This window comes from Amycolatopsis sp. NPDC043887 (genome assembly GCF_056435665.1).
In genome coordinates this window covers 415,527-428,572 of record NZ_JBWKEB010000001.1, presented here as the reverse complement: position 1 = coordinate 428,572, position 13,046 = coordinate 415,527, and the positions used below count along the sequence as shown (strand labels likewise).

At 67.6% G+C, this 13,046-nt stretch carries 13 protein-coding genes; 8 read left to right on the top strand and 5 right to left on the bottom strand.

The annotated features are described in order from the left end of the window. Window positions 1–121: 121 nt before the first annotated feature. The 5 genes from AC069H_RS02125 to dnaA all read right to left on the bottom strand — a co-directional run bounded on the left by AC069H_RS02125 (window position 122) and on the right by dnaA (window position 6,948). The gene (locus AC069H_RS02125; RefSeq protein WP_478231406.1) at window positions 122–613 is read right to left on the bottom strand and encodes a DciA family protein; all 492 of its coding nucleotides are present in this window, start codon (window positions 611–613) and stop codon (window positions 122–124) included. Window positions 614–887: 274 nt separating this feature from the next. Further along, window positions 888–2,042, bottom strand: a complete 1,155-nt coding sequence (gene recF, locus AC069H_RS02120; protein WP_063276697.1) for a DNA replication/repair protein RecF — start codon at window positions 2,040–2,042, stop codon at window positions 888–890. Window positions 2,043–2,051: 9 nt separating this feature from the next. Further along, window positions 2,052–2,942, bottom strand: a complete 891-nt coding sequence (gnd, locus tag AC069H_RS02115) for a phosphogluconate dehydrogenase (NAD(+)-dependent, decarboxylating) (protein ID WP_016330461.1) — start codon at window positions 2,940–2,942, stop codon at window positions 2,052–2,054. Between the two features lie 37 nt (window positions 2,943–2,979). After that, window positions 2,980–4,113, bottom strand: coding sequence for a DNA polymerase III subunit beta (gene dnaN / locus AC069H_RS02110; RefSeq protein WP_020632653.1), 1,134 nt, complete (start codon window positions 4,111–4,113; stop codon window positions 2,980–2,982). Between the two features lie 1,200 nt (window positions 4,114–5,313). Beyond that, window positions 5,314–6,948 carry a chromosomal replication initiator protein DnaA gene (dnaA, locus tag AC069H_RS02105; RefSeq protein ID WP_125679342.1) on the bottom strand — a complete coding sequence of 545 codons (1,635 nt, stop codon included), beginning with the start codon at window positions 6,946–6,948 and terminating at the stop codon, window positions 5,314–5,316. Window positions 6,949–7,551: 603 nt separating this feature from the next. Between dnaA and rpmH the strand changes: the two genes are divergently transcribed. From rpmH to AC069H_RS02065, 8 genes are all read left to right on the top strand, one after another. Next, window positions 7,552–7,695 carry a 50S ribosomal protein L34 gene (rpmH, locus tag AC069H_RS02100; protein ID WP_005154511.1) on the top strand — a complete coding sequence of 48 codons (144 nt, stop codon included), beginning with the start codon at window positions 7,552–7,554 and terminating at the stop codon, window positions 7,693–7,695. Between the two features lie 23 nt (window positions 7,696–7,718). Further along, window positions 7,719–8,138, top strand: a complete 420-nt coding sequence (gene rnpA / locus AC069H_RS02095) for a ribonuclease P protein component (protein WP_478223916.1) — start codon at window positions 7,719–7,721, stop codon at window positions 8,136–8,138. 4 nt (window positions 8,139–8,142) lie between these two features. Beyond that, window positions 8,143–8,448, top strand: a complete 306-nt coding sequence (gene yidD, locus AC069H_RS02090; protein WP_340686101.1) for a membrane protein insertion efficiency factor YidD — start codon at window positions 8,143–8,145, stop codon at window positions 8,446–8,448. A 4-nt stretch (window positions 8,449–8,452) separates the two neighbouring features. Beyond that, complete coding sequence (yidC, locus tag AC069H_RS02085; protein WP_478223917.1) at window positions 8,453–9,556, top strand: membrane protein insertase YidC; 1,104 nt, start codon at window positions 8,453–8,455, stop codon at window positions 9,554–9,556. A gap of 30 nt (window positions 9,557–9,586) precedes the next feature. Then, complete coding sequence (locus AC069H_RS02080; protein ID WP_125679346.1) at window positions 9,587–10,144, top strand: Jag family protein; 558 nt, start codon at window positions 9,587–9,589, stop codon at window positions 10,142–10,144. Between the two features lie 212 nt (window positions 10,145–10,356). Continuing rightward, window positions 10,357–11,037, top strand: coding sequence for a 16S rRNA (guanine(527)-N(7))-methyltransferase RsmG (rsmG, locus tag AC069H_RS02075; RefSeq protein WP_478231060.1), 681 nt, complete (start codon window positions 10,357–10,359; stop codon window positions 11,035–11,037). Window positions 11,038–11,101: 64 nt separating this feature from the next. After that, window positions 11,102–12,031, top strand: a complete 930-nt coding sequence (locus AC069H_RS02070) for a ParA family protein (protein WP_125679348.1) — start codon at window positions 11,102–11,104, stop codon at window positions 12,029–12,031. After that, window positions 12,028–13,044: a ParB/RepB/Spo0J family partition protein gene (locus AC069H_RS02065; RefSeq protein WP_478223919.1), complete on the top strand. Its 1,017-nt coding sequence runs from the start codon at window positions 12,028–12,030 to the stop codon at window positions 13,042–13,044. The genes AC069H_RS02070 and AC069H_RS02065 overlap by 4 nt, the downstream gene beginning before the upstream one ends. Window positions 13,045–13,046: the final 2 nt, after the last annotated feature.

Sequence of the window (13,046 nt, the reverse complement as noted above, 5' to 3'; positions counted from 1 at the left end):
ACACCCCTGATTTGCTCACAGGCGCGCTAATTCGTTCAAAGAAGAGTCTTGACGTTCGCGAAGCGCTCTGGGCGCGTTCTCGGGGCGCTGGTGGCACAGTCCCGGCGAAGCGCAACTCGGATCAGCCGTACGTGTCACGCGGGCCGCGTCCCGGCACGTGCCGCGGCCCTTTCCGCCAGCTCGGCGCCGTCGGCCCTTGGATCCGCATCTTCTTCACCACGCCGCGCCCGACGCCCTTCGCGATCTTCGCCAGCAGCTGCCCCTGGAGCAGGCGAAGCTGCGTCGCCCACGCTGTCGAGCTCGCGCGGACGGTCAGCTCGCCGTCCTTCAGCGCCACCGGTTGGGCGTGTTCGGCGACCTCTTCGCCCACAAGCCGTGCCCAGCTGCCGAAGACCTGACCGTTGGCCAGCCGCGTGTTCCAGCCGCGGTCGACCGCGATCCGGGAGGCGAGCCTGCCGAGCGGTTGCGGGTCGCGGGCGTCGGCACCCGGCCCTGACCAGCGACGACGTCGCGGGCTTTGGCCCGCCGAACCCGCTCCCCCTCCGGTGATACGGCCGCGGCGCACGCCCGGTTCAACGCCGCGGGCCTTGGCTTTGGCCTTCGCGGCGTCCAGAGCGGCACGTGCGAGGTCGCGACCGGTAGCCGGTTCCTTGCTTTCAGTATCGGTTGCGCCGTTCGATACCGCGGTCGGTTCACGCTGCGTGTCGAACAAAGCTCCCTCACCCGGGTTACCACCCGGGCGGGGGGTGTCAAGCCGCTTATCAGGCCCCTTGGTCACGCGGGGCGATAACGCGTTCACGGTGTTATCCACACTGTCCACAGGTTTGTCCCCAGATCGGTGGGCAACTGCTGTGGCGCCGATCACCCGGGGTGTCCGCTTCGCGGGATCACCCTCGGTTGATCTCACCATCCGCCACGAGGAATCGATGTCCGGCCAGTTCGGCGGGCACGTCCTCATCCACGGCGGCGGTCACCAGCACCTGCTCGGCGCCTGCCGCCACCTCCGCCAGCCGGGCCCGGCGACGCCGGTCCAGCTCGGCGAACACATCATCCAGCAGAAGCACCGGTTCCCCGGCCTCGCCACGCAGGAGCTCGTAGCTTCCCAGACGCAACGCGAGGGCGAACGACCAGGACTCCCCATGGCTCGCGTAGCCCTTCGCCGGCGCTTCGCCGAGGATGAGATCGAGCTCGTCCCGGTGCGGGCCGACCATGCTCACCCCGCGCTCCAGCTCCAGATTCCGGGACCGTTTCAGTGCCTCGACCAGCACTTCCTTGAGGACCGCTTGGTCGGCGCGAGGTCCGTCCGGAGTGCCGTAACCCTCCGGCATCGCTTCGCCCAGGCTCGACTTGTACGCGATCTTCGCCGGTCTCGAGTCGGGCGCGACCCCCATGTACGCGGCGGCCGCGTACGGCGCGAGGTCCGCGATCAGGTTGAGCCGGGCCGCCAGCAACGCGGCCCCCGCCACCGACAAGTGGTCGTCCCAGACGTCGAGCGTCGACAACGCGTACGGGTCTTCGCGTCCCGTACGCCGTTTACCCGCTGTCTTGAGCAGGGCGTTCCGCTGCTTCAGCACCTTCTCGTAGTCGGCGCGGACCCCGGCGTACCGGGGCGCGCGCAGCACGAGGAGCTCGTCCATGAAGCGGCGGCGCTCCCCGGGATCCCCGCGCACGAGCGCCAGGTCCTCCGGGGAGAACAGCACCGTGCGGAGGATCCCGAGCACGTCACGGGGCTTGCCGACCGCGCCGCGGTTGACCCGCGCACGGTTCGCCTTGCCGGGCGTGATCTCCAGCTCGACCGTCAGCTCGCGGTCCTCGTTGACCACCGCGACCCTGATCAGCGCGCGTTCGCACCCGTGCCGCACCAACGGCGCGTCGGTCGCGACGCGGTGCGAGCCCAGGGTCGCGATGTAGCCGATCGCCTCGAGGAGGTTCGTCTTGCCGCGGCCGTTCTGTCCGACGAGGACGGTCGGGCCGGGTTCGAGCGCGAGATCGGCTTGTGGCCAGGACCGGAAATCGGTGACCTGCAGATGTCTTAAATACAACCTGCTTGCCTAGTCGCCGGCCTTCTTGACCGAGTGCCCGCCGAACTGGTTGCGCAGCGCGGCGACGGCCCGCATGGCGGCGGAGTCCTCCTGGCGCGAAGCGAACCGCGCGAACAGCGCGGCCGAGATGACCGGCGCCGGGACCGCGTTGTTGATCGCCTCTTCCAGCGTCCACCGGCCTTCGCCGGAATCCTCGACGTAGCCCTCGAGGTCGTCCAGCTCCGGGTCCTCGTCGAGCGCGCGAACGAGCAGGTCGAGCAGCCACGAGCGGACGACGGTCCCCCGCTGCCAGCCCTTGATCACCGCGGGCACGTTCTCGACGACCTTCGCGGCTTCGAGCAGCTCGAAGCCTTCGGCGAAGGCCTGCATCATGCCGTACTCGATGCCGTTGTGGATCATCTTCGCGTAGTGACCGGAGCCGACGGCGCCGGCGTGCGAGAAGCCCTCGTCACGCGGGCCTTCGGGGCGAAGCGCGTCGAAGATCGGCATGGCCTTCTCGACATCCGAAGCCGCGCCGCCGACCATCAGGCCGTAGCCGTTGTCCTTGCCCCACACGCCACCGGAAACCCCGCAGTCGAGGTAGCCGATCTTCTTCGCGGCGAGCAGGTCCGCGTTGATCCTGTCGTCGGTGTACTTCGAGTTGCCGCCGTCGATCACGAGGTCGCCCTCGGACAGCAGGTTGCCGAGCTCCGCGACGGTCTGCCGGGTGGGTTCACCGGCCGGCACCATGATCCAGACGATCCGGGGACCGTCCAGTTTGGACACCATGTCCTCGAGTGAGGTGGAGTCGGTGACGTCGGGGTTGCGGTCGTAGCCGACCACCTCGTGACCGGCCGCGCGCAGCCGCTCACGCATGTTGAACCCCATTTTGCCGAGGCCGATGAGTCCCAGCTGAGCCATGAAGATCCCCTTTGGTGCGAACAGAAGTGGCTGCCGGTCAGCCCGGGAGGCGAACCGGCATCAGGAGGTACAGGTAGCCGGGGACGACGTTGCCCTCCTCGTCGGCGGGCTTGATCAGCGCCGGCCGGTTCGGGGTGGTGAACGTCAGTTCCGCCCGGTTCGCGTTCAGCGCGCCGAGCCCGTCGACGAGGTAACCCGGGTTGAACGCGATGGTCACCGGCTCGCCCTCGTAGTCGACCTGAAGCTCTTCTTCGGCCGATCCCTCGTCGTCGCCGCCGGCGGACAGGCGCAGCGAACCGTCGTTGAACTCCAGCCGCACCTGGGTGCCACGCTCGGCGACGAGCGAAACACGCTTGATGGACTCGGCGAGCGCGGAGACCTCGATGACCGCGCGCGACGTGTGCTGCGCCGGCAACAGCTGCCGGTACGGCGGGAACTCCGCGTCGAGGAGGCGGGTCGTGGTGTAGCGGCCGGAGCCGGAGAGACCGAGGAGGCCTTCGCCGCTGGCGAGCGCGAGCCGGATCTTGGCTCCGCTGGCACCGAGCGTCTTCGCGGCCTCGGCGAGCGTGCGGGCCGGGACGAGCACCGCGGCGTCGGACAGGCCCTCGGCCGGCTCCCAGGTGAACTCGCGCATCGCGAGGCGGAAGCGGTCGGTGGCGACCAGGGTCAGCGAGGAGCCGGAGATCTCCAGCCGCATGCCGGTCAGCATCGGGAGGGTGTCGTCCTTGCCCGCCGCGACGACGACCTGGGTGACGGCCTGGCCGAACGCGTCACCGGTGAGTTCACCGGCGAAGGCGGGCTGGGACGGAAGCTGCGGGTAGTCCTCGACCGGCATGGTCGGCAGGGAGAAGCGCGCGGAGCCGCAGGTGATGGTCGCGCGGGCGCCGTCGACGGAGATCTCGACCGGCTGCGCGGGCAGCGACTTCGTGATGTCGGCCAGCAAGCGGCCGGAGACCAGCAGACGGCCGCCGTCGGCGATGGTGGCCGGGACGCCGACCGTGGCGGAGACCTCGTAGTCGAATCCGGAGACGGTGAGGGCGTCACTCGTCCCGTCGGATCCCGCATCGAGCAGGACGCCGCCCAGCACCGGGACCGGAGGCCGCGACGGGAGGCTTCTCGCCACCCACGCGACGGCGTCGGCCAGCCCGTCACGCTCGACGCGGATCTTCATGCGCGCTTCCTTTCGACAGCCGAGCCCCTGACGGCTCGAAAGCTCAACGGGTCACCTCGGCCGGAGAGCGCGATGGCCAGGTGCCTCGCAGGTGTTGTTCGGTCCGAGCGAGGACGCGAACGCACGTCGACACGCAGACCAGGTGCAGGGACCCACGTTAGGCCGTCCCCGGGGTCCGCGTCACCTCGGCCTCCCCTTGCTTTTGTCGACAAGACGACACGGCTCATCGGCTGTCCCCAGATTCGTCCTTCGCCTGTTTTTGTTTTGTTCTCTTCTAGAGAAGAAGAAAAGACAGCAGTAGTAATAGGCGTTGTGGATTGTGTGGACAAGGCTCGTTCGCGCAGGTCCGAGCGCCTCCCAGGCTGTGGACTCCGGGTGTGTACGGACGGTGGACAGCTCGGGCCGTCGGTGGATGGATTCGGGCGGCGCTCGATCTGTCCACAGTCATCCACAGTTGTCCCCATGGTTATCCCCAGTTGTGGGGCGGTTTGTACCCAGGGTTGTGGGCGGCGTTCGTGACCGGAATCGCTCGGGAGAGTGATCCGTGCAGCTTGCGTCACCCTTGTGCACAAGATGTGGGCAACCTGGGGACAGCGTGTGGATCTTGGTGTGGAAATGCTGTGGATTGCCTGTGAGTGCGATGTGGACGGAATCCTGGTCGCCGCAGCTCTCAGGCCCACCGGAGTTGTGCACAAGCTACCCACAGCATGTGGATTCCCTTTGTGCACAAGGAAAATCCCGAAGCACCCCTTAAGCTGCTTCGCCCACTTCGCGCCCTTCGCCGCCCACACTCGCTCCTGGCCGCCGTGAAGGCGCTCTAGCGCTCCCGCCTTCTTGCCGGATGGCGTCATTCGCGTGCTTGAAGGCGGAACTCGCGTGATCCGGCCAAGCTCCGGGGCGAAGCGGTCCCGATCGACGGGTCGATCCCGATGCCCCAGTTCGGTCCTATGTGGATACAAGAAGGGCTCCCACCTGGACGGTGAGAGCCCCGAAACCCCTTGTCGGCCAAGCGATTGTTGCCTGGTGACCCCAGGGTCTCCCCAAGGGCGCCCCGCGCCCGACGGAGACTTCACCGTCGAGCGCCCTCTTTCGGGCCGAAGGCCCACGTAAACGTGATGAAGGGGCGCCCTCCGCTCTCAACCTGAGTTGGAAGCGGAACGACGCCCCTTCGGCACGTTTACGTCAGCGCTCGATTAAAAACTACTGCCGTGCGCGCTGCTTGATCCGTGAGGTCAGTTCCTGCACCTGGTCGTAGATGCGCCGTCGTTCGGCCATCTCCTTGCGGATCTTCTTGTCCGCGTGCATGACGGTCGTGTGGTCGCGGCCGCCGAAGGTCTGCCCGATCTTCGGCAGCGACATGTCGGTCAGTTCGCGGCAGAGGTACATCGCGATCTGGCGTGCGGTCGCGAGCGCCTTCGTCTTGCCGGGGCCGCAGAGGTCGTCGAGCGTCACGTCGAAGAACTCGGACGTGACGCCCATGATGGTCGGCGCGGTGATCTCCGGTGCGTGCGAATCCGGGATGAGGTCCCGGAGCACGATTTCGGCGAGCGCCACGTCGACGGGCTGCTGGTTCAGCGATGCGAAGGCGGTGACGCGGATGAGCGCGCCTTCGAGTTCCCGGATGTTCGCCTCGACGCGCGAAGCGATGAACTCCAGGACCTCGCCGGGAACCGCGAGCCGGTCCTGGGCGGCCTTCTTGCGAAGGATCGCGATCCGCGTTTCGAGTTCCGGCGGCTGGATGTCGGTGATGAGGCCCCACTCGAACCGTGTGCGCAGCCGGTCTTCCAGCGTTTCGAGGCGCTTCGGCGGGCGGTCGGAAGAGACGACGATCTGCTTGTTCGCGTTGTGGAGGGTGTTGAAGGTGTGGAAGAACTCTTCCTGCGTACCTTCTTTGCCTTCCAGGAACTGGATGTCGTCGACGAGCAGGATGTCGATGTCGCGGTAGCGGCGCTGGAAGGCGACCTTGCGGTCGTCGCGCAGCGAGTTGATGAAGTCGTTGGTGAACTCTTCGGTCGACACGTACCGCACGCGCATGCCGGGGAACAGCCGCTGGGCGTAGTGCCCGACCGCGTGCAGCAGGTGGGTCTTCCCGAGTCCGGACTCTCCCCAGATGAACAACGGGTTGTACGCGCGCGCCGGTGCTTCGGCGACGGCGACCGCGGCCGCGTGCGCGAAGCGGTTCGACGCGCCGATGACGAACGTGTCGAACGTGTACTTCTCGTTGAGCTTCGTCTTCGACGTCTGCGGCTGCGCCGGCGCGGTGTAGGGCTGACCCGCGATCGGCTGGCCGGAGAACGTCGGCCAGATCTCGGTCACGGCGGCGAGGGCCTCGCCCTCTTCGTCGACTTCTTCATCGCTGTCATCGCCATCGTTGAGGCTGTTGTCCACCGGCTGCTGCCTCGGCGGCCTCGGCTTCGGAGGCTCGGGCCGGGGCCTGGTCGGGGACAGCATGCCGTCGCCTTCGGGCAGCGGAGGAGTACCCGGCACCGGTCCGGAACCGTTTTCCACCCGGCTGGGTGAAGTCGGTTCGTAGCGGGGGCCGGGCGAGGGCGGAGGCGGAGGCATCGAGGGCTCGGTGCTGTCGACCTTCACCGCGAGCGAGACCGCGCGGCCGAGCCGGCGCGAAAGAGCTTCGGTGATGGCGCCGCGGAGAGCGCGCTCGATCGCTTCCTTGGCGAAGTCGCTGGGGGCGGCGAGAAGCGCGGTGCCGTCGAGCAGGCCGATCGGCCGGGTCACCCGCATCCAGGCGCGCTGCTGCGGGGAGAGGGTGCCATCCGACAGCTCGCGCACGACCTGTTCCCAGATGACGCCAAGATTGTGCTGGTGATCGGACACCTGCCTGACTCCCCTCCCCTCATCGGTGCGCTGCGGCGAGATCACTCAGCGGCCCGAAACGCCGGGTCGAGCGTCATCCTGGCCCGATCGACTCATGCGCACAGCAAATATCCACATAGTTGTCCACAGCTGTGCACTAATGTACGGCGGCCCGCGGTGACGTCACCTGCGGGCTCGACGTATGCCGACGGGACGCCTCCACATCCCCAAGGACACCCGGGCGCCTGCACCGTTCCACCTCGGCGAAAACCCGGGAGGGGCACGCTAACAAGCCCCGCTCGTTGCCACAAGGCATCCTCGCGCGCAAGCATTTCACGGTGTACGGCGTGTTGCCATTCGATGCCCTCGCGTCGTCGGTGATCACTCTCCACGTACCGTCGCGGTGCGTGGTCGAGGGGGTGCCTGCCGGGCTCGGGGGGCGGGTGCGTACCCTCGTAAGGTCTCCCGTATACAGCGGGGGCGTTTCGCGTGCCCACGTTGTCGTCGCTCGACGTGACGAGGCCACACGTTGGTAGGAGACACCAGAGACTGCCGTGCGTCAGCACGACACGCCAGGAACGGGTCGAACCGTTCCCGGCGGCCGAGAAACAGGAGAAGTTAGCCGTGAGCAAGGGTAAGCGCACCTTCCAGCCGAACAACCGCCGACGCGCCCGGGTCCACGGGTTCCGGCTTCGGATGCGGACCCGCGCCGGCCGGGCCATCCTGGCGGCTCGCCGTCGCAAGGGCCGCGGCGCGCTGTCCGCCTGATCCGGTCGCCGTCGAGGGACGTCGTGCTGCCGGCCGCCGCGAGGTTGCGGCGCAGTGAGGATTTCCGTGCCGTGATGCGGCGTGGGGCCAAGGCAGGCAGGCGCCGCCTCGTCGTCCATGCGTTGACCACGGACCCGCCCGATGCCGCCGAAGCGGCACGGGCGGGTTTTGTGGTGAGCAAGGCCGTCGGCAATTCGGTGGTCCGTCACCGGGTCACCCGCAGGTTGAGGCATCTCATTTCCGCCAGGCTCGGAACACTGCCGCCGGGGAGCTCGTTGGTGATACGGGCACTACCACCGGCCGCGGACGCGTCCAGCGCGGAACTCGGCTCGGACCTCGACGCGTCGTTGCGACGCCTCGGGCTGTCCGGGCACTCGGCGCACTCTGCCGTCACCGGGAAGTCCCGCCAGACGCGAGCCCCCGACAACGGATCAGCGGTGTAACGGCATGCGAGCCACCGAGAACGAGACCACCGAAGACGCCCGCCCCGGCCCGGTGGCATGGGTGCTGCTCCTGCCCATCAAGCTGTACCGCAAGGCGATCTCCCCCTTCTTTCCTCCGGCGTGCCGGTTCTACCCGAGCTGTAGCGCGTACGCCGTCGAGGCACTGACCCGGCACGGCGCCGGCCGCGGTAGTTATCTCGCGGCCCGGCGTCTGCTGCGCTGTGGCCCGTGGACCATGCCCGGCCGCGACCCGGTACCCGAGACGTTCTCGTGGCGCCACCGCCGACCTGAAACACCGATCGAGGAGTAGCTCAGTGCTCGACTTCATCTACTACCCCGTGTCCTTCATCTTGTGGTGTTGGCACAAGGTCTTCGGGCTCGTGTTCGGTGAGGCGAACGCGATCTCCTGGGTCCTCGCGATCGTCTTCCTGACGGTCACCGTCCGCGGCATCATGTTCAAGCCGTTCGTGAACCAGGTCCGGTCGATGAAGAAGATGCAGGACTTCGCGCCGGAAATGAAGAAGATCCAGAAGAAGTACTCCAACGACCGGCAACGCCAGGCGATGGAGATGCAGAAGCTCCAGAAGGAGCACGGCGTCAACCCGCTTGGCAGCTGCCTGCCGATGCTGCTTCAGATCCCGGTCTTCATCGGCCTTAACCACGTCCTGCGGATGTTCACCATCAACCCGTATGGCGGCCCGAAGACCGAGAACTACTTCTTCGACCAGGCCGGTGTCGAGTCCTACGTTCACGCGAAGCTGTTCGGCGTCAACCTCGGCGACGCCATCTACACCGGCGTCGACATGGTCAGCGGAGGGAACGCGGCTCCCGGGTTCCACTGGGGCGTCGCTCCGGTCGCGATCCCGCTGATGATCGTCGCGAGTATCGCGACGCACCTCACCGCGCGGCACTCGGTCCAGCGCCAGAACCCCGAGTCGGCCACCCCGCAGACCGCGATGATGAACAAGCTCACGATGTACGTCTTCCCGATCGGTGTCCTCGTCTTCGGTGCGCTGTTCCCGATCGGTCTGCTCATCTACTGGCTCGCCAACAACGGCTGGACCCTGATGCAGCAGCGCCTCGTCTACACGAAGATCGACAAGGAAGAAGAGGCCCGCAAGGCGGCCGAGAAGGAGAAGCGCGCGAACCTCGGCCCGAAGCCGGGCCAGAAGCCGACCGCGCCGCGCCCCGGTCAGAAGCCGGTCCAGCAGAAGAGGAACAAGCAGTCCTCCGGCGGTCAGGTCAAGAAGGCGGGCTCGCCGCACGGCTTCGCCCAGACCGAATCCTCCACCGCGGAGAAGAAGGACGCCAAAGACGGAACGGCCGAGTCGTCGACGAACGGCTCGAAGGAGAACGGTGCGGACGTGCCCGGTCTCATCTCGGACTCGACTAAGAAATCGGGCCGGAAGCGTCGCTGACGCCGATCCGGGCCGGAGAGGAGACCAGTAATGGCGGAGACGATCGACACGATCGACGCCGAGGAGAACAGCGCGGCCGACGTTGAGGCCGCCGCTGAAGAGACCGCTCGCAAGGGAGGTGTCGACGACGACGTCCTCGTAAAGGAGGGCGACATCGCCGGTGACTACCTCGAGCGGCTGCTCGACCTTTTGGACTATGACGGCGACATCGACCTCGATGTCGAAGCGGGCCGCGCGATCGTCAGCATCGACGGCGGCGAAGACCTGGAGAAGCTCGTCGGCCCCCGCGGCACCGTCCTTGAGGCGCTGCAGGAGCTGACTCGACTGGCGGTGCAGCAGGAGACTGGTTCGCGGAGCCGGCTGATGCTGGACATCGCGGGCTGGCGAGCGGACCGCCGCGAGGAGCTCCGCGAGCTCGGCCGCTCGACCGCCGAGACGGTGGTCTCCTCCGGCGAGCGTGTCCGGCTGCAGCCGATGAGCCCGTTCGAGCGGAAGGTCGTGCACGACGCGGTCGCCGCCGTCGACGGGGTCAAGAGCGAGAGCGAAGGAGAGGACCCGAAGCGCCGGGTCGTCATCTTCCCCGCCTGACGGTTTTCTCGAACGAAGCGGCCCGCCGGTCATCCGGCGGGCCGCTTCTTTGTTGTCCGGATGAATTACACGCGTGGCGTTTCACGTGAAACGGGCGAGGGCGAGTGGAGTTGTCCACAACTTCGGACTGTCTCCCCGCTTTGCGGTCAGCGTCATGGACAATCAGTGGAGCGCGTTTCACGTGAAACGGCGTCGAGGGTTGAGGAGCGAGAGTGGGCTTGGACGGGGTCGCCGCATCGGTACGGAGCGCGGCGTCGGAAGTATTCGGAGACCGCGCCGAGCAAGCCGTCGGCTACGTCGAACTCCTGGAGCGGCACGGCGTCGAGCGCGGGCTGATCGGCCCCAGGGAGGTCGACCGGCTGTGGGAGCGCCACGTCCTCAACTCCGCCGTGATCGGCGAACGGATCCCGGACGGCGCCCGCGTGGTCGACGTCGGCTCAGGCGCGGGCCTTCCGGGTGTACCGCTCGCGATCAGCCGACCGGACCTCGATATCGTTCTGCTCGAACCGATGGCCCGCCGCGTCGACTGGCTGGCCGAGGTTGCCGAGAAGCTGGAACTCCCCATCACCGTTGTCCGCGGGCGCGCGGAGGAGCGGCAGGTACGTGAGGAGCTCGGTGGCGCGGATGTCGTCACCGCCCGGGCGGTCGCTCCGTTGGCCCGGCTCGCGAACTGGTGCCTCCCGCTCGTGCGTTCCCAAGGTGCTCTGGTCGCCCTCAAAGGAGCGAGCGCTGGAGAGGAAATCGAACGCGATCGCGCCGCCGTCCGGAAGGCCGGCGGCGGCGAACCGGAAGTCTTCGAGTGCGGCGCCAAGGTGCTCGAGGTTCCGAGCACGGTCGTCGTGATCCACCGTCTGCCCCCCAAACCGTCTCGATCGCGCGGCAGGCGCAGCTAGACCGGTTCCACGTGAAACAACGCAGAACGACTCTCACGTCCACTACAGAGGAGGCTCGAGACCGGTGACTCCCCCGCCGTCCGACCCTGCGAGCGTCGGCCAGGAACTCGGCTGGACGCCCATCGCCGAAGAAGCCGTCCGCGCCGCCAGTGTGCTGCACCCCAAGGAGGGTGCGCTCCCCCGGCCGAACCGCCGGCGGGTGCTGACGGTCGCCAACCAGAAGGGCGGCGTCGGCAAGACGACGAGCACGGTGAACCTCGCCGCCGCCCTGGCCGTGCACGGGCTCAAGACGCTCGTGATCGACCTCGACCCCCAGGGCAACGCGAGCACCGCGCTCGATATCGACCACCGATCCGGCACGCCGTCGATCTACGAGGTACTGATCGGCGAGGTGTCGCTCGCCGAGGCGGCGGCCCAGAGCGAGCAGTCGCCCAACCTCTACTGCGTGCCCGCGACCATCGACCTCGCCGGCGCCGAGATCGAACTCGTCTCCATGGCGTCCCGCGAGATGCGGCTCAAGGAGGCGCTGTCGTCCGAGATCCTCGACGAGATCGGCGTCGACTACGTCTTCATCGACTGCCCGCCGTCGCTCGGCCTGTTGACCGTCAACGCGATGGTCGCCGCGCAGGAGGTGCTGATCCCGATCCAGTGCGAGTACTACGCGCTCGAAGGTCTGGGTCAGCTGCTGAGCAACATCGAGCTCGTCCAGGCGCACCTGAACCGCGAACTCAGCGTCTCCACGATCCTGCTCACCATGTACGACGGCCGGACGAAGCTGGCCGATCAGGTGACGAACGAGGTCCGGAACCACTTCGGGGACACTGTTCTCAAGACGGTGATCCCGCGCAGCGTGAAGGTCTCCGAAGCCCCCGGATACGGGCAGACGGTCCTCGCGTACGACCCGGGTTCCCGGGGTGCGATGAGCTACGTGGACGCGGCCAAGGAGATCGCGCAACGTGGGGTGGAGATGAAGGAAAGGAGCGGTACGGCATGAGCGAGCGCAGAGGGGGGCTCGGGCGCGGGCTCGCCGCCCTGATCCCCACCGGCCCGCCGCCGGGTTCGGCGGCCCCGGCCGAGAACGGCTCCCCTGCCCCGTCCGCGCCCGCGAGCAAGCCCGTCGGGCCGGATGACAAGGGCTGGTTCGCGGCCAACGGTGCGGCCGGTTCACACGGCGGAACGGTCGCCGGCGCGGTCTACCGCGAGGTGCCGGTCAGCCAGATCAAGCCGAACCCGAAGCAGCCGCGGCAGGTCTTCGACGAGGACGCGCTCAACGAGCTGGAGCACTCGATCCGCGAGTTCGGGCTCATGCAGCCCATCGTGGTCAGGGAGCTCGGCTCCGACGAGTACGAACTCGTCATGGGCGAGCGGCGCCTGCGTGCCTCCCAGCTGGCGGAGCTGGAGGCGATCCCGGCGATCGTCCGCCAGACCGCCGACGAGGCGATGCTGCGCGACGCGCTGCTCGAGAACATCCACCGCGTTCAGCTCAACCCGCTCGAAGAGGCGGCGGCGTATCAGCAGCTGCTCGACGAGTTCGCGGTCACGCACGAGGAGCTGGCGGGCCGGATCGGGCGCAGCCGGCCGGTCATCACCAACACGATCCGCTTGCTCAAACTCCCCCTCGCGGTCCAGCGGCGGGTCGCGGCCGGGGTGCTTTCGGCGGGTCACGCGCGGGCGCTGCTCTCCCTCGAAGACGCCGACAGTCAGGAAGAGCTGGCCGCGCGGATCGTCGCGGAAGGCATGTCGGTCCGCGCGACCGAAGAAGCCGTCACGCTCAAGAAGAGCGAAAAGCCGGCCAAGCCGAAGCCCGCTCCGCGCAAGCCGATCCAGGCTCCCGGTCTTCAGGAGCTGGCGAACCGGCTCTCGGACCGGTTCGACACTCGCGTGAAGGTCGACTTGGGTCGCCGAAAAGGTCGGATCACGCTCGAATTCGGGTCCGTTGACGATCTTGAACGCATCGTGGCGCTGATGGATCAAAATCAGGCAAATCAGACACGCGAAACCGATTAGGG